Genomic DNA, 15544 nt, shown 5'->3' on the forward strand with positions numbered 1-15544 from the left:
CCGGCAGAGCGCCGGGCGTGGGTAGAGCGTAACCCCATCATGGTGTCGGGGCGCACACCTGACACGCTTCTTACCAGGTGGGCGCGTCGATCCTGCCCGTTTCGTACATCTTTCTGAGCGCTTTGGCGCGATTCGTCAGCTCCTGGGGCCGCGGTCCGGCGGCCAGCAGGCCCCGCGACAGGCACACCAGCACCCGCGCGGCGGCCGGTCCGAACACCTCCGGCAGCTGCGCAGGTCCCGCTCCTTGCGCTCCGAACCCGGGAGCGAGCAGGGGCACCGTGGGGGCGGCGCGGTCGAGTCCGAGACGGCGGTAGGAGTCTTTGACGGTGGCTCCCACCACCAGGCCCACGCTCCCCCATCCGTCCTCGGACCCGCGCCCGACCGCCTCAGCGTGTCGTGCCACCTCCAGGGCCAGCGGGGATCCCTCGGCCGTGCGTGCGTGCTGCACCGCCTCGGCTCCGGGGTTCGAGGTGAGGGCGAGGACGAACAGACCCTTGCCGTGCTCGCGCGCCAGTTCGACCGCAGGTTCCAGGGAGCCGGCCCCCAGGTACGGGCTCACGGTGATCGCATCGGCCTCCGCCACGGCCCCGGGCTGCAGGTGCGCCTGGGCGTAGGCCGCCATGGTGGAGCCGATGTCGCCCCGCTTGACGTCCAGCACGGTGAGCACACCGCGCTCGCGGGCCCGGGCGAGCAGCTCTTCGAGCACCGCCACGCCTGCGGATCCGTGCCGTTCGAAGAACGCGGACTGCGGCTTGACGGCGCAGACCCGCCCGGCCACCGCGTCCAGGGTCCGCAGGGAGAACTCCCGCAGTCCCGCGGCATCGTCGGTGAGTCCCCAGTCCCGCAGCAGCGCGGCGTGCGGGTCGATGCCGGCGACGATCGGTCCGCTCTCCGCGACCGCGCGCTGCAGCCGCCGCCCGAAGGTCGGGCCGCAGCAGGCCGGGGCGCTCACTGCGCGCATCCGGCTCGGGTGGCCTCGAGGCGCTCGGTGTGCTGCTGCAGGCTGGTCACGGTGAAGGGCTCCGCGGGCAGTGCCTCGATCGCCTGCACCGCGGCCTGGAACTCCTGCACCGTGGTGATGATCGGGATGTCCATGCTGGCGGCAGCGGCCCGGATGGCGTAGCCGTCGGCACGGGCATCCGTGCCCGACGGCGTGTTTGCCACCAGTGTGACCTCCCCGGACTCGATCAGATCGATCACGCTGGGCTCCGTCCCGGGCTGGGATGCCTTGCGCAGGATGCGGCAGGGGATCCCCGAGCGCCGCAGGGTACGGCCCGTGCCCTCGGTGGTGAGCACCTCGAATCCGAGCGCCGCCAGTCGCGCGACGGCCAGCACCACCCCGCGCTTGTCGCGATCGGCAACGGAGACGAACACCGCACCCGAGGAGGGCAGCCCCTGCCCGGCGATCGCCAGCTGGGACTTCGCAAAGGCCAGCGGGAAGGTGCTGTCCAGTCCCATCACCTCACCGGTGGAGCGCATCTCGGGCCCCAGCAGCGAGTCCACGGCCTGGCCGTCAGCGGTGCGGAACCTCTTGAAGGGCAGCACCGCCTCCTTGACCGCGATCGGTGCGTCCAGCGGCAGGTCCGTGCCGTCGCCCTGCGCGGGCAGCACTCCCTGCTCCCGCAGCTGGGCGATCGAACGGCCGATCTTGACCAGCGCGGCGGCCTGGGCCAGCGCCACTCCGGTGGCCTTGGCGACGAAGGGCACGGTGCGGGAAGCGCGCGGATTCGCCTCCAGCACGTACAGGACGTCCTGCGACAGTGCGTACTGGACGTTCAGCAGGCCGCGCACGCCCACCCCCTCCGCGATCGCGCGGGTCGAGGTGCGAATGCGCTCGATGACCTCCTCCCCCAGCGAGACCGGCGGCAGGGTGCAGGCCGAGTCGCCCGAGTGGATGCCGGCCTCCTCGATGTGCTCCATGATCCCGCCGACGTAGAGCTCCTCCCCGTCGAACAGGGCGTCCACGTCGATCTCGACCGCGGTGTCCAGGAAGCGATCGATGAGGATGGGCGCCTGGGCGCGGCCGCCGTCGGGGAGGTTCCGGGCCACGTAGTCGACCAGCCCCTCCTCGTCGTACACGATCTCCATGCCGCGCCCGCCCAGCACGTAGCTCGGCCGCACCAGCACCGGGTAGCCCACGGAGGCCGCCACCTCGCGGGCGTCCTCCAGCACCCAGGCCGTCCCGTAGGGCGGGGCCGGCAGACCGGCGCGCGCGAGCACCGCACCGAACTCGCCGCGGTCCTCGGCGGCGTCGATCGCGGCAGGATCGGTGCCCAGGATCGGCAGACCGGCGTCCTGCAGGCGCCGCGCCAGGGACAGCGGGGTCTGCCCGCCCAGCTGCACGATCACCCCGGCCACGGGTCCCGCGGCCTTCTCGGCCTCGTACACCTCGAGCACGTCCTCGAAGGTGAGGGGCTCGAAGTAGAGGCGATCGGCGATGTCGTAGTCGGTGGAGACGGTCTCGGGGTTGCAGTTGACCATGACGGTCTCGTACCCCAGGCCGTCCTCCGTCTCCGCGCGGCTCAGGGCGAGGGCGGCATGCACGCAGGAGTAGTCGAACTCGATGCCCTGCCCGATCCGGTTGGGTCCCGAGCCCAGGATCAGCACGGCGGAGCGCTCGCGCGGCTCCACCTCGGTCTCCTGGTCGTAGGTGGAGTAGTGGTACGGGGTGCGGGAGGCGAACTCGGCGGCGCAGGTGTCGACCGTCTTGTAGACGGGGTTGATGCCCAGGGCCTCGCGCACTCCCTTGATCACCTCGCCGTCGACGTGGCGCAGCTGTCCGATCTGGTCGTCGGCCAGGCCGTGGCGCTTGGCCAGCATGATCAGGGGCGCGTCCAGCACCTCGGCCTCGCGGATGCGGGTGGCGATCTCGGCGACCTGCAGCATCTGGTCCAGGAACCAGCGGTCGATGGCGGTGGCCTCGTACAGGCGCTCGATGGTCTCGGCGGGGTCCACGATGCCCTCGGCCGCGGAGCGCAGCACCCGCGCGATGGTCACCAGTCGCGTGTCGGTGGGGGTGCGCACCTGCTCGATCAGGGCGGCGACCTCGGAGGCGGTGGGCGCCTCCCCGCGGAAGTCCGGCAGGGACGCCGGGACGTCCAGGGAGCGCTGGGCCTTGCCGAGCGCCTCGGTGAAGCTGCGGCCCAGGGCCATGGCCTCCCCCACGCTCTTCATGGTGGTGGTCAGGGTGGGGTCCGCGGCCGGGAACTTCTCGAAGGCGAAGCGGGGGACCTTGACCACGACGTAGTCGAGGGTGGGTTCGAAGCTGGCCGGGGTGGTGCCGGTGATGTCGTTGCGGATCTCGTCCAGGCTGTAGCCGATGGCCAGGCGGGCGGCGATCTTCGCGATCGGGAACCCGGTGGCCTTCGAGGCCAGGGCCGAGGAGCGCGAGACGCGCGGGTTCATCTCGATGACCACGGTGCGCCCGGTCTCGGGGTGCACGGCGAACTGCACGTTGCAGCCGCCGGTGTCCACGCCGACCTCGCGGATGATGCCGATGCCCAGGTCGCGCAGCTGCTGCAGCTCGACATCGGTGAGCGTGAGCGCCGGCGCGACGGTGACCGAGTCGCCGGTGTGCACGCCGACGGGGTCCACATTCTCGATGGAGCACACCACCACGCAGTTGTCGCGGTGGTCGCGCATCAGCTCCAGCTCGAACTCCTTCCACCCCAGGATGGACTCCTCCAGCAGCACCTCGGTGGTGGGCGAGTAGTGGAGCCCAGCGCCGGCGATGTGGCGCAGGTCGTCCTCGTCGTAGGCCATCCCGGATCCCAGGCCGCCCATGGTGAAGCTGGGGCGCACCACCATCGGGTAGCCCAGCTCCTCCGCCGCTGCCAGGCACTCGTCCATGGAGTGGCAGATCACCGAGCGCGCGGATTCGCCGCCCACGCGCTCCACGACCTCCTTGAAGCGCTGCCGGTCCTCTGCCTTCTGGATCGCGTCGATGCTGGCGCCGATGATCTCGACACCGAACTCCTTGAGCGTGCCCGCCTCGTGGAGGGCGATCGCGGCGTTGAGCGCAGTCTGCCCGCCCAGGGTGGGCAGGATCGCGTCGGGACGCTCCTCGGCGATGATCGAACGGATCACCTCCGGATCGATCGGCTCGATGTAGGTGGCATCGGCGATGTCCGGGTCCGTCATGATGGTGGCCGGGTTGGAGTTGACCAGGATGACCCGCAGGCCCTCCTCGCGCAGCACCCGGCAGGCCTGGGTGCCGGAGTAGTCGAACTCGGCGGCCTGCCCGATGACGATGGGACCGGAGCCGATCACCAGGACAGAGGAGAGATCGGTACGACGGGGCATCAGGACTCCTTGTTCCCTGCGGCGGAGCCGGCGCGGTGCTCACGCACCAGCTGGGCAAGACGATCGAAGAGGTAGGCGGCGTCGTGGGGGCCGGCCGCGGCCTCGGGGTGGTACTGGACGGAGTAGGCGGGGATGTCGAGGCATCGGATGCCCTCGACCACGTTGTCGTTGAGGCCGACGTGGGAGACCACGACCCGTCCGTAGCGGCCCCCGTCGTGCGGGGCCGTGTGCTCGCCCTCCAGCGGCACGTCCACGGCGAAGCCGTGGTTGTGGGCGGTGATCTCGACCTTCCCGGTGGCGCGGTCCAGCACGGGCTGGTTGATGCCGCGGTGGCCGTACTTCAGCTTGTAGGTGCCGAAGCCGAGCGCGCGGCCCAGCAGCTGGTTGCCCAGGCAGATCCCGAAGTACGGCAGCCCCGCGTCGAGGGCGCCCCGCAGCAGTTCCACCTGGTGGTCCGCGGCGGCCGGGTCCCCGGGCCCGTTGGAGCAGAACAGGGCGTCCGGCTCGGTGGCCAGCAGCTCCTCGAGGGTGGTGGTGGCCGGCAGCAGGTGCACCCGCAAGCCGCGCTCGAGCATGCTGCGGGGAGTGGCGCCCTTGATCCCGAGATCCAGGGCGGCCACGGTGCCGATCACCTCGCCCTCGGGCTCCAGCACCACGGGCTGGGCGATGGTCACCTCCGCCAGGAAGTCCGCACCGGCCATGGCGGGCGCCGAGCGCACCTCCTCCAGCAGCTCCTCGGTGCTGCGGGTGAGCGCGTCGCCGGAGAACACGCCGCCCCGCATGGAGCCCTGCTCGCGCAGGATGCGGGTGATCATGCGGGTGTCGATACCAGCGATGCCCACCACGTCCTCGGCGGCCAGGAAGTCCTCCAGCGACTGCTCGCTGCGCCAGTTGGAGGCCGTCCGGCTGGCCTCGCGCACCGCGTAGCCGCGCACCCACACGCGGCGGGACTCCATGTCGGCGGTGTTGACGCCGGTGTTGCCGATGTGGGGAGTGGTCTGCACCACGATCTGGCCGGCGTAGGAGGGGTCGGTGAGGGTCTCCTGGTACCCGGTCATGCCGGTGGAGAACACCACTTCGCCCAGGCGGGCGCCGCGGGCGCCGTAGGCGGTGCCGTGCACCACCGTGCCGTCCTCCAGGATCAGTACGGCGGGATCGGTGCGGGAGGTCATGACGGGTCCTTCCTCAGGAGCAGATCGTGGTCGGCGCGATGGGCCAGTCGCAGGCCCGTGTCGAGCTCGGTGGAGTCCGGGCCGTGCTGCCAGCGGATCACCAGCAGCCCGTCCCCGCCGACCACCTTGCCGGCCATGCCGGGGGCGGCGGCGACGCCGGTCACCGCATCACCGGGGATGGTGAAGGAGGGGGCGCCCTCCCTCTCGATGCGCCAGGTGCCGGCGGTGCCGCGGGTGAGCCGGGCCCGCGAGCGGGTGCCGAGCCCGTGGGCGACCACGCGCTCGAAGGGACGGTCCGCGAGCACGGTACTCACATACACGGCGTCGAAGGGGCCCGCGTCCACACCGTGGTCGAGCTGTTCGACGGGGGCGTCGGGGGCGGGGGTGGGAAGGGCCGCCTGCCGCACGCCACGGCCGCGCCAGCCCAGGTACATCAGCGCCAGGATGCCGGCGAACACCGCGGCCAGGATCAGGACGGGTAGGAGCTGATCCATCCGCTCAGCGCTCCACGAGTGCGCCGTCGCGCACGGTCACGCGACCGGCGTGGACGGTCAGACGGTTCATGCCCGGCAGCTCGAGGCCGATGTAGGGGCTGTTGGCGCTGCGGGAAGCGTGCTCGGCGACGTCCACGGCGCGGCGCGGGCGCGGGTCCCACACCAGCAGGTGGGCGGGCGCTCCCGGCTCGAGGGCCCGGCCGTGGTCCTCGTCCCGGGCGATCAGCGCCGGGGTCTCCGAGAGCACCCGGGCCACGTCCCGCCAGCTCAGGGCGCCGGTGTCGACCATGGTGTGCTGCACGATCGGCAGGGCGGTCTCCAGGCCGGTCATGCCCATCGCGGCCTGGTCCCACTCGCGGTCCTTGGCGTCGCGCAGGTGGGGGGCGTGGTCGGTGGCGACGATGTCGATGGTGCCGTCGGCCAGGCCCTGCCTCACCGCGTCGACGTCGGCCTGGGTGCGCAGCGGCGGGTTGACCTTGTAGCGGGCGTCGAAGCCGCGCACCTCATCGTCGGTCAGCAGCAGATGGTGCGGGGTGACCTCTGCGGTCACGGCGATGCCTCGCTGCTTGGCCCAGCGCACGATGTCCACGCTGCCTGCGGTGGACAGGTGGCACACGTGCAGGCGGGAGCCGACGTGCTGGGCCAGCAGCACGTCGCGGGCAATGATCGACTCCTCGGCGACGGCCGGCCAGCCGGTCAGGCCCAGCTCGGCGGAGACCACTCCCTCGTGCATCTGCGAGCCCTCGGTCAGGCGGGGGTCCTGGGCGTGCTGGGCGATGACCCCGTCGAAGGCCTTCACGTACTCCAGGGCGCGGCGCATCAGCACGGGATCGTGCACGCACTTGCCGTCGTCGCTGAACACCCGCACCCGGGCGCGGGAGCTGGCCATCGCGTCGAGCTCGGCCAGCCGCTCCCCCGCCAGGCCCACGGTGACCGCGCCGACGGGCCGCACGGTGCACCAGCCGGCGCTGTCACCAGCGCGGGCCACCTGCTCGACGACGCCGGCGGTGTCGGCCACGGGCGTGGTGTTGGCCATGGCGTGGACGGCGGTGAAGCCGCCCCGGGCCGCGGCACGGGTACCGGTCTCGATGGTCTCGGACTCCTCGCCGCCGGGCTCGCGCAGGTGGGTGTGGAGGTCCACCAGGCCGGGCAAGACCACGCAGCCCTGCGCGTCGATGATCTCCGTGCCTTCGGGTGCGGTCAGATCAGGGCCGACCTCCTGGATCAGACCGCCGACCAGCAGCACGTCGGCGTGCTCGTCGCCGTACAGGGAGCCGCCGCGCACCAGAACGGGTGCCGGGGGCGGTGCGGTGAGGTTCGTGGTCATCGGGCGTCCTCCCGGTCATCGGTGGCGAGCAGGTGGTAGAGCACGGCCATGCGGACGAACACCCCGGAGGCGACCTGTTCGACGATCACGCTGCGGTCGGAGTCGGCGACGTCCCCGGCGATCTCGAAGCCGCGGTTCATGGGGCCGGGATGCAGCACGATGGCGTGGTCGGGCAGGCGTGCGGCCCGCTGGGTGCTGAGCCCGTAGCGGCGGCTGTACTCGCCCTCGGTGGGGAAGAAGCCCCCGCCCACCATCCGCTCGCGCTGCACCCGCAGCATCATCACGGCGTCCGGGCCTGCCGCAAGGGCCTCGTCGAGGTCGTAGAGGACCTCGCAGGGCCAGGCGTGCGCGCCGACGGGCAGCAGGGCGGGCGGTGCGACCAGGGTGACGCGGGCTCCCAGCAGGGTCAGCAGGAGCATGTTGGAGCGGGCCACCCGGGAGTGGAGCACATCGCCCACGATGACCACGTGCAGGCCGTCCAGCCCCCCGTTCGGATCGCCGGGGCGCAGGTGGTGGCGCAGCGTGAAGGCGTCCAGCATGGCCTGGGTGGGGTGCTCGTGGGCGCCGTCGCCGGCATTGATGATCGGCTGGTCGATCCACCCGGCATGGGCGAGCTGGTGCGCGGCACCCGAGGAGGCCGAGCGCACCACGACGGCGTCGGCACCCATGGCCTGCAGGGTCAGAGCCGTGTCCTTGAGCGACTCGCCCTTGGACAGGCTGGATCCCTTGGCCGAGAAGTTGATGACGTCGGCCGAGAGGCGTTTGGCGGCGGCCTCGAAGCTGATGCGGGTGCGCGTGGAGTCCTCGAAGAAGAGGTTCACCACGGTGGATCCCACCAGGGTGGGCAGCTTGCGGATCGAGCGGGACTGGGTGGCTGCCATGTGCTCGGCGGTGGCGAGCACGGCGACGGCCTCGGTGCGGTCCAGATCGGAGATGGAGATGAAGTGCCTCATGCCTGGTCCTCACCCGCCGGTCGCACGATGTCGACGCAGTCCTCGCCGTCGGTCTCGGTGAGGTGGACGAACACCCGCTCGGAGCGCGAGGTGGGGAGGTTCTTGCCGACGTGGTCGGCTCGGATGGGCAGTTCGCGGTGGCCGCGGTCCACCAGCACCGCCAGGCGCACCGCTGCGGGGCGTCCGATGGCGCTGAGGGCGTCCAGGGCGGCGCGCACGGTGCGGCCCGAGTAGAGGACGTCGTCGACCAGAACCACGGTGCGGCCGTCGATTCCCTCGTGGGGGATGCGGGTGGGGCTCGGTGCCCGCGTGGGGTGCTTGCGCAGGTCGTCGCGGTACAGGGTGATGTCCAGCGAGCCGTGGAGCCGCTCGATGTCGCCGCCCAGGCCCTCGGCGCGGACGATGTTCTCCGCCAGACGGCGGGCCAGGGGGACGCCGCGGTGCGGGATGCCCAGCAGCACCAGGTCCTCGGCGCCGTGGCCGCTCTCGAGGATCTCGTGGGCGATGCGGGTCAGGGCACGGCGGATCTCCTCCGTGCCCAGCACCCGACTGCGATGGTCAGTCGATGACTGGTCGGTCATTGCTCTCCCTTGGGCGCCTCACAGGACGCGTCGTTAAAGGGTGGTGGTGACGTTCAGGTGGTTCGTGCGCAGTGTAGTGCGGTCTCAGCTGAGCATGCTGCGCATGTCCAGCAGGCGCTGCAGCAGGCCGTTGACGAACCGGGGGGAGCCCTCCGTGGACAGCACTTCGGCGATCTTCGTGTACTCGCCCACGATCACGCCGCGCGGGGTGTCAGGCTCCTCGGGGCCGTGCACCACCTCGGCCGCCCCCAGCCGTAGGATCGCTCGATCCACCGCGGGCATGCGCTGCAGGGGCCAGTCCCGGGAATGGGTGGCGAGCTGCTCGTCGATCTCCTCGGCGTGCTGGGCGTACAGCGACACCAGTTCGCGGGACCACTGCGGCAGCGGCGACTGCGCGGCGGTGCGGGCGATGCGGTCCTCGAGGACCTCGCGCACAGCGCGACCGCGCGCATCGGCCTCGTAGAGCACGTCGATCGCGCGGATGCGGTCGCGACTGCGGCCGGTGAGGCGGTCGGTGCGGGCGGGAACGGTGCGCTCGAAGGCCACCTCCTCCCCCTCCCTGCCGGGCAGGGGGAGGCCCGGGTCCTTCTGGGTCCTGCGGGTCGCGCCGGGGGTGTCGGTCACGTCAGGCGCGCCCGAGGTAGTCGCCCGAGCGGGTGTCCACCTTCACCTTGGTGCCCTGCTCCAGGAACAGTGGGACCTGGATCTCGTGGCCGGTCTCCACGGTGGCGGGCTTGGTGCCGCCGCTGGAGCGGTCGCCCTGCAGGCCCGGCTCGGTGAAGGTGATCTCGAGCACCACAGAGGCCGGCAGCTCGATGTACAGCGGGGTGCCCTCGTGGAAGGCGACGATGACGTCCTGCCCCTCGAGCATGAAGTCCTTGGCGTCGCCGACGACCTCGGAGGTGACGTTGGTCTGCTCCCAGGTGGAGGTGTCCATGAACACGTACATGTCGCCGTCGAGGTAGGAGTACTGCATGTCGCGACGGTCCACGGTCGCGGTCTCCACCTTCACCCCCGCGTTGAAGGTCTTGTCCACGGTCTTGCCGGACAGGACGTTCTTGAGCTTGGTGCGCACGAAGGCCGGGCCCTTGCCGGGCTTGACGTGCTGGAACTCGACAACGCTCCACAGCTGGTTGTCCAGCTTCAGGACCATTCCGTTCTTGAGGTCGTTCGTCGTCGCCATGGATCTCCTCGTAGCTGCCCACCCGGGCCGCAGGGCCGGCAGGCGTGGTTCGGTGGACCGCTCGGGGCGGGCCGCGAGCGCTGGTCAAGGATAGCGCGCCGTCATGAGGTCAGATCGATCATGGCCAGCAGGCGCACCAGCAGCGGGTGCGCCGCACTCTCCTCGCGCCAGCCACTGGTCTTCAGCGAGCGGGAGACCGTCTGCTGGGTGATGCCCAGCAGGGTGGCCAGGTCACGCTGGGTGAGCTGGGGATTCCCGCGCAGCGCCCGCACCACGCGCCACTGGCCCGTGCTGCGGGTGGCGATCATCCATCCGATCAGGCGCAGCACGGCCTCCGCGTCGGCCGCGGTGGCAGCGTGACGGGGATCGCCCGCGCGGACGGACAGCGGCACCTGGGCCGTGGCACGGGCGGCCCGCAGCGCCTGGCGCGCGGCGTCCACGGCCGGCCCCCGCAGGGCTCGCACCTCGGCCGGCAGCGGGGTGTCGACCCCACCCACGCCGAGTCCCACGCACCAGCCCCCGAGCTCGGCGGTGGTGCAGATCGCCTCGACGGCCTGCTCGGCGCGGTCGAGCACCACGATGGCCTCCTCCCCCATCGTGCGCTCGAGCGGGCGGCGCAGCCCCAGTGGGGCCAGGGCCTCGCCCAGCTCGGCGACGGGATCGGACCGTCCGGCCCGGGAGGCGGATCGGGAGGGGGCGAGCAGCAGCACGTGCATGTCCACACCCTAGCACTGCACAGCTGTATTCCGCTGTACTTCGCCAATCAGTCCGCACGAACTGATTGCCGCCGGGTGCACCACCGGGGAGGCCATCCGGCCCCCGCCCGATCCAGGGGTGGTCACCCCCACCGCTCAGGGAGGGGGAACCGGCTCAGGCCAGCTGCACGAGCTCCTCGTACTCCGCGTTCCACAGGTCCTCGACCGCGTCGGGCATCAGCAGCACGCGCTCCGGGGAGAGCGCGGTGACGGCGCCGGGATCGTGTGAGACCAGCACCACTGCCCCCTCGAACGCTGCCAGGGCCCCGAGGATCTCCTCGCGGCTGGCGGGATCGAGGTTGTTGGTGGGCTCGTCCAGCAGCAGCACGTTCGCACTGGAGACCACCAGGGTGGCCAGGGCCAGGCGGGTCTTCTCCCCGCCGGAGAGCACCCGGGCGGGCTTGTGCACGTCGTCACCGGAGAACAGGAAGGAGCCCAGGATCTTGCGGGCCTCCACCTCGGGCAGCTCGATGGCCGCGCTCATCATGTTCTCCAGCACGGTGCGGTCCAGGTCCAGGGTCTCGTGCTCCTGGGCGTAGTACCCGATGCGCAGGCCGTGCCCAGGGAGGATGCTCCCGGTGTCCGGCTGGTCCACTCCGGCCAGGATCCGCAGCAGGGTGGTCTTGCCCGCCCCGTTCAGCCCCAGGATCACCACGCGGGATCCGCGGTCGATGGCCAGGTCCACGTCGGTGAAGATCTCCAGGCTGCCGTAGGACTTCGAGAGTCCCTCCGCCATCAGCGGTGTCTTCCCCGACGGTGCGGGCTTGGGGAAGCGCAGGGAGGCCACGCGGTCCTGCTGCCGATCCCCCTCGGTGCTCTCCAGCATCCGCTCGGCACGGCGCAGCATGTTCTGGGCCGCCACCGCCTTGGTGGCCTTGGCACGCATCTTCTCGGCCTGGGCGGTGAGGGCGGAGGCCTTCTTCTCGGCGCTGAGCCGCTCCCGCCGGCGGCGCTTCTCGTCGTCCTCGCGCTGGCGCAGGTACTGCTTCCAGCCCATGTTGTACACATCGATCACGGCGCGGTTGGCGTCGAGGTAGAAGACCTTGTTCACCACCTGCTCCACCAGCTGCACGTCATGACTGATCACGATCAGCCCGCCGCGATAGCTCATCAGGTACTCACGCAGCCACACCACCGAGTCCGCATCGAGGTGGTTGGTGGGCTCGTCGAGGATCATGGTGGTGGCCTGCGAGAACAGGATGCGGGCCAGCTCCACGCGCCGCCGCTGGCCACCGGAGAGGGTGCCCAGCTCCTGCTCGAGCAGACGATTGGGCAGCCCGAGGTTGGCGGCCATGCGCTTGGCCTCGGCCTCGGCTGCGTATCCGCCGACGGCATCGAGCTCGGCCTCCAGGCGCGGGTAGCGGTTCATGGCCTTCTCGCGCCTGGCCTCGGACAGGCTCATGTCGGCCATCTCCTCCTCCGCGCGGCGCAGGCGGCGCAGCACGTCGTCCAGGCCCCGGGCCGACAGGATCCGGGAGATGACCGTCTCGGAGTCGTCGCCGCTGTGGGTGTCCTGCGGCAGGTAGCCCAGCTCCCCGCTCACCTCTACGGTGCCCTCGGTGGGCTGGATCGCGCCGGAGAGCACCTTGGTCAGCGTGGTCTTGCCGGCTCCGTTCCTGCCCACCAGGCCGATGCGGTCGCCGGGGGTGACCTGAAAGGACACTCCGCTCATGAGCAACCGCGCGCCGACACGGATGGCGAGGTCGTGCACGGTGATCACGGGCGGGGCTCCTGTCCGACGGGGATGGCCCGGAGGAGGGCCGGATCGAGTCTAGGGCCGGGCGCGGTGCGGGGGTACGCGGAGACCGGGCGACGGTGCCGCGCACCACAGCGGAAAACTGTCCCCTGCGACGGCTCAGAGGTGCGATCCTGGGGGTGTGGCCGTGACCGCGGCCACGGAGCTCGGCAGAGAGGCTGGAGACCGCAGATGCGCATCGGGGTTCCCCGCGAGGTCAAGAACAACGAGAACCGGGTGGGCCTTGGCGCCGCCGCAGTCCACGAGCTGGCGGTGCGAGGCCATGAGGTCCTCGTCGAGACGGGAGCGGGCCTGGGCTCGCGCGTCACCGACGAGGAGTATGTCGCGGCGGGAGCGCGGATCCTCCCGTCGGCCGACGAGGTGTGGGAGCAGGCCGAGATGATCGTGAAGGTCAAGGAGCCGCTCCCCGAGGAGTACGGGCGGATGCGGAAGGGGCAGATCCTGTTCACCTATCTGCACCTGGCCGCTGATCAGCAGCTCACGGAGGCGCTGCTCGAGACGGGCACGACGGCGATCGCCTACGAGACGGTGCAGCTGCCGGACCGGACCCTGCCGCTGCTGGCGCCGATGAGCGCGATCGCGGGGCGGCTCGCCGCGCAGGTGGGCGCCTACCACCTGATGGCGCCGCTCGGCGGGGCGGGGATGCTCATGGGCGGCGTGCCCGGCACCTCCGAGGCGAACGTGCTGGTCCTCGGCGGCGGCATGGTGGGCGAGCAGGCAGCGCTCATGGCGCACGGCCTGCATGCGAACGTCACCGTGATGGACCTGAACGTCGCACGGCTCGGGCAGATCGCGAACATGCACCACGGCGGGATCCTCACCCGCTACTCGACGAGCCTCGACCTCGCCGAGCAGGTCGAGAAGGCCGACGTGGTGGTCGGCTCCGTGCTCATCCCCGGCAAGAAGGCGCCCAAGCTCGTCACCGACGAGATGGTCGCGCGGATGAAGCCGGGCTCTGTGCTCGTCGACGTCGCGATCGACCAGGGCGGCTGCTTCGAGAACTCGCGCCCCACCACGCATGATGATCCCACCTTCGCGGTGCACGAGGCGGTGTACTACTGCGTGGCGAACATGCCCGGTTCAGTGCCGGTCACCGCGACCGTGGCACTGAACAACGCGACGCTCCCCTATGTCCTGAAGCTCGCCTCGGCGGGCTGGCAGGAGGCGCTGCGGGCCGACGGCGCGCTCGCGCTGGGCCTGCACACCCACGAGGGAGCGCTCACGCATGCCGGCACCGCCGAGGCCCATGGGCTGGACCTCACTGAGGTGACCGCCGTGCTCGGCTGAGGTGTAGCGCGCCGCCCACCCTCCCGGCGCGCAGGGGTAAACAGAACGTGAATGCCTCCCTTTACCTCCTGACAACCGTGGCCACTCCAGGATGGCGCCGTCCCGCTCCTCGGGACATCGGCAGGAGAGCTGCCGATAGCAGACGCCATAGATGGAGGAATCAGATGCGTCACGTTCTCAAGCCCGCCGTTCTCAAAGCGTCCGTCGTCTTGTGCGGGGCCATGCTCGTGTTGGGGGCCTGCGGCGACAAGACGACGGACGCCGGCGAGGAGTCGAGCCTTGGCAACGCCGCGGGCAGTGTCGAGCAGTGGCAGCACGACTTCACCCAGTGCATGAAGGCGGAGGGCATCGAGCTCGGTGAGGGTGGCGGCATCCCGGTCAACGAGGATGGCTCCTTCAGCGGAGATGAGGACAGCGGCGACTTCGACAAGGCGCTGCAGACCTGCGAGGAGAAGCTCGGGCCTCCGCCCGCGCAGGCCGAGCCCATCGGCAGCGGTGAGCTTGAGGAGCAGATGCTGGCCTTCACCCAGTGCATGCGTGAGGCGGGCTACGACGTGCCGGATCCCGATTTCGGTTCGGGTCAGGGGCCGGTCATCAGCGGTGTGCCCGATGCTGATCCGGCCGATATCGAGCGTTGCTCGTCCGAGGCGGGCCTCGTGGTCGGCGCAGGGGTGGGTCAGTGACCGGGCGGAAGCGGCGCACCCTCGTCGTCACGACTGTTGCTGCGGGCATGCTGGCCGTCGGGGCGGGCGGTTTCGCCTTGGCGCATGCCATGCAGGAGGAGCCTCCCGCCGCCTCGACCGCGCCGGTTGAGACCTCGACGGCGGAGAAAATCGATCTGCGCGAGCGCGTGGAGGTCAAAGGTTCTCTCGGGTACGGGCCGACGCGGACCATCGGCACCGAACTATCCGGCACACTGACCTCAGTGGCGCCGGCCGGGAGCACGCTGAAGCCGGGTGACGAGCTCATGCGGATCGACGACGAGCCGGTGATGGCGTTGCGCGGTGAACTGCCGGTATGGCGGGACTTCGAGATAGGCATGTCCAAGGGTCGTGACGTCCAGCAGCTGGAGCAGAATCTGGCTGATCTCGGCTACTTCACGGGAGAGCCGGATGAGCGCTTCAACGGGTACACAGCCGCGGCAATCGCCAAGTGGCAGAAGGACCTGGGGCTACCGCAGGACAAGCGGCTGGAGCGCGGACGCGTGGTGTTCCTGCCCGAGGATGCGCGGGTCCAGAAGCAGCTCGCGGGGCCCGGCTCACCGGCCGGCGATGCAGTCCTCGAGGTCAGCGACACGACCCTCTTCGCCACCGCGGACGTGCAACCTGCCCAGCGTGACCTGCTGGCCAAGGGTCAGGAGGTGACCGTCTCCCTGCCCAATGGGGAGGAGGCTGAGGGTGTGGTCGAGGAGGTCGGGCCGGCCGTCGAGAAGGAAGAGGAGTCGGGCGAGTCGCGAGTGAAGGTCCCGGTGCGAGTCGCGCTCAAGGACCCTGCCGCCGCGGAGTCCTATGCTCACGTGTCAGTGAGCGTGAAGTCCTCGCGCACGATCGCTGAGGGTGTGCTGACGGTTCCCGTGAGAGCTCTGCTCGCGCAACCGGGAGGCGGCTTCGCGGTCGATGTCGTCACGGGCGACACGGTCACGCGCGTGCCGGTGGAGGTCGGGCGTTTCGCTGATGACATGGTCGAGATCACCGGCGGTGACCTTTCTGCCGGGGACCAGGTGGCGGTGGGCGC

14 protein-coding genes are annotated in these 15544 nt (G+C 70.9%); 3 read left to right on the forward strand and 11 right to left on the reverse strand.

All coding sequences use genetic code 11. The features are described from left to right. Positions 1-70: 70 nt before the first annotated feature. From pyrF to M3B01_RS08685, 11 genes are all read right to left on the reverse strand, one after another. Complete coding sequence (gene pyrF / locus M3B01_RS08635; protein ID WP_259791217.1) at positions 71-961, reverse strand: orotidine-5'-phosphate decarboxylase; 891 nt, start codon at positions 959-961, stop codon at positions 71-73. Continuing rightward, positions 949-4302, reverse strand: coding sequence for a carbamoyl-phosphate synthase large subunit (carB, locus tag M3B01_RS08640; protein ID WP_259791220.1), 3354 nt, complete (start codon positions 4300-4302; stop codon positions 949-951). Before carB ends, pyrF begins: the two co-directional genes overlap by 13 nt. Continuing rightward, entirely contained in the window at positions 4302-5474 is a 1173-nt protein-coding gene (gene carA, locus M3B01_RS08645; protein WP_259791222.1) for a glutamine-hydrolyzing carbamoyl-phosphate synthase small subunit, read from the reverse strand. Before carA ends, carB begins: the two co-directional genes overlap by 1 nt. Next, positions 5471-5968: a hypothetical protein gene (locus M3B01_RS08650; RefSeq protein WP_259791224.1), complete on the reverse strand. Its 498-nt coding sequence runs from the start codon at positions 5966-5968 to the stop codon at positions 5471-5473. The genes carA and M3B01_RS08650 overlap by 4 nt, the downstream gene beginning before the upstream one ends. 4 nt (positions 5969-5972) lie before the next feature. Next, positions 5973-7295: a dihydroorotase gene (locus tag M3B01_RS08655; RefSeq protein ID WP_259791226.1), complete on the reverse strand. Its 1323-nt coding sequence runs from the start codon at positions 7293-7295 to the stop codon at positions 5973-5975. Further along, positions 7292-8248, reverse strand: a complete 957-nt coding sequence (locus M3B01_RS08660; RefSeq protein WP_259791228.1) for an aspartate carbamoyltransferase catalytic subunit — start codon at positions 8246-8248, stop codon at positions 7292-7294. Before M3B01_RS08660 ends, M3B01_RS08655 begins: the two co-directional genes overlap by 4 nt. After that, complete coding sequence (gene pyrR, locus M3B01_RS08665; RefSeq protein ID WP_259791230.1) at positions 8245-8829, reverse strand: bifunctional pyr operon transcriptional regulator/uracil phosphoribosyltransferase PyrR; 585 nt, start codon at positions 8827-8829, stop codon at positions 8245-8247. The genes M3B01_RS08660 and pyrR overlap by 4 nt, the downstream gene beginning before the upstream one ends. An 84-nt stretch (positions 8830-8913) precedes the next feature. Continuing rightward, complete coding sequence (gene nusB / locus M3B01_RS08670; protein ID WP_259791232.1) at positions 8914-9453, reverse strand: transcription antitermination factor NusB; 540 nt, start codon at positions 9451-9453, stop codon at positions 8914-8916. Position 9454: 1 nt separating this feature from the next. Further along, positions 9455-10012: an elongation factor P gene (efp, locus tag M3B01_RS08675; protein WP_259791234.1), complete on the reverse strand. Its 558-nt coding sequence runs from the start codon at positions 10010-10012 to the stop codon at positions 9455-9457. A 101-nt stretch (positions 10013-10113) separates the two neighbouring features. Then, complete coding sequence (locus M3B01_RS08680) at positions 10114-10728, reverse strand: helix-turn-helix domain-containing protein (RefSeq protein ID WP_259791236.1); 615 nt, start codon at positions 10726-10728, stop codon at positions 10114-10116. Between the two features lie 154 nt (positions 10729-10882). Further along, positions 10883-12487 (reverse strand): ABC-F family ATP-binding cassette domain-containing protein, encoded by a 1605-nt coding sequence (locus tag M3B01_RS08685; RefSeq protein WP_311203215.1) that lies wholly within the window; start codon positions 12485-12487, stop codon positions 10883-10885. Positions 12488-12694: 207 nt separating this feature from the next. On the opposite strand from M3B01_RS08685, the gene ald reads away from it, so the two are divergent. The 3 genes from ald to M3B01_RS08700 all read left to right on the forward strand — a co-directional run. After that, the gene (gene ald / locus M3B01_RS08690) at positions 12695-13810 is read left to right on the forward strand and encodes an alanine dehydrogenase (protein ID WP_259791237.1); all 1116 of its coding nucleotides are present in this window, start codon (positions 12695-12697) and stop codon (positions 13808-13810) included. 164 nt (positions 13811-13974) lie between these two features. Further along, on the forward strand, positions 13975-14493 hold the full coding sequence (locus M3B01_RS08695) for a hypothetical protein (RefSeq protein WP_259791241.1): 519 nt from the start codon (positions 13975-13977) through the stop codon (positions 14491-14493). Beyond that, positions 14490-15544: efflux RND transporter periplasmic adaptor subunit (locus tag M3B01_RS08700; RefSeq protein ID WP_259791244.1), on the forward strand; the 1055-nt coding region annotated here is incomplete at its 3' end. The genes M3B01_RS08695 and M3B01_RS08700, both read left to right, overlap by 4 nt.

It is taken from the genome of Brachybacterium sp. p3-SID957, assembly GCF_025144775.1.
GTDB lineage: Bacteria > Actinomycetota > Actinomycetes > Actinomycetales > Dermabacteraceae > Brachybacterium > Brachybacterium epidermidis.

Excerpts from the sequence above, each read along its gene's own strand:
- pyrF (WP_259791217.1), bottom strand. The coding sequence starts at position 961 with ATGCGCGCAGTGAGCGCCCCGGCCTGCTGCGGCCCGACCTTCGGGCGG.
- carB (WP_259791220.1), bottom strand. The coding sequence starts at position 4,302 with ATGCCCCGTCGTACCGATCTCTCCTCTGTCCTGGTGATCGGCTCCGGT.
- carA (WP_259791222.1), bottom strand. The coding sequence starts at position 5,474 with ATGACCTCCCGCACCGATCCCGCCGTACTGATCCTGGAGGACGGCACG.
- M3B01_RS08650 (WP_259791224.1), bottom strand. The coding sequence starts at position 5,968 with ATGGATCAGCTCCTACCCGTCCTGATCCTGGCCGCGGTGTTCGCCGGC.
- M3B01_RS08655 (WP_259791226.1), bottom strand. The coding sequence starts at position 7,295 with ATGACCACGAACCTCACCGCACCGCCCCCGGCACCCGTTCTGGTGCGC.
- M3B01_RS08660 (WP_259791228.1), bottom strand. The coding sequence starts at position 8,248 with ATGAGGCACTTCATCTCCATCTCCGATCTGGACCGCACCGAGGCCGTC.
- pyrR (WP_259791230.1), bottom strand. The coding sequence starts at position 8,829 with ATGACCGACCAGTCATCGACTGACCATCGCAGTCGGGTGCTGGGCACG.
- efp (WP_259791234.1), bottom strand. The coding sequence starts at position 10,012 with ATGGCGACGACGAACGACCTCAAGAACGGAATGGTCCTGAAGCTGGAC.
- M3B01_RS08680 (WP_259791236.1), bottom strand. The coding sequence starts at position 10,728 with ATGCACGTGCTGCTGCTCGCCCCCTCCCGATCCGCCTCCCGGGCCGGA.
- ald (WP_259791237.1), top strand. The coding sequence starts at position 12,695 with ATGCGCATCGGGGTTCCCCGCGAGGTCAAGAACAACGAGAACCGGGTG.
- M3B01_RS08695 (WP_259791241.1), top strand. The coding sequence starts at position 13,975 with ATGCGTCACGTTCTCAAGCCCGCCGTTCTCAAAGCGTCCGTCGTCTTG.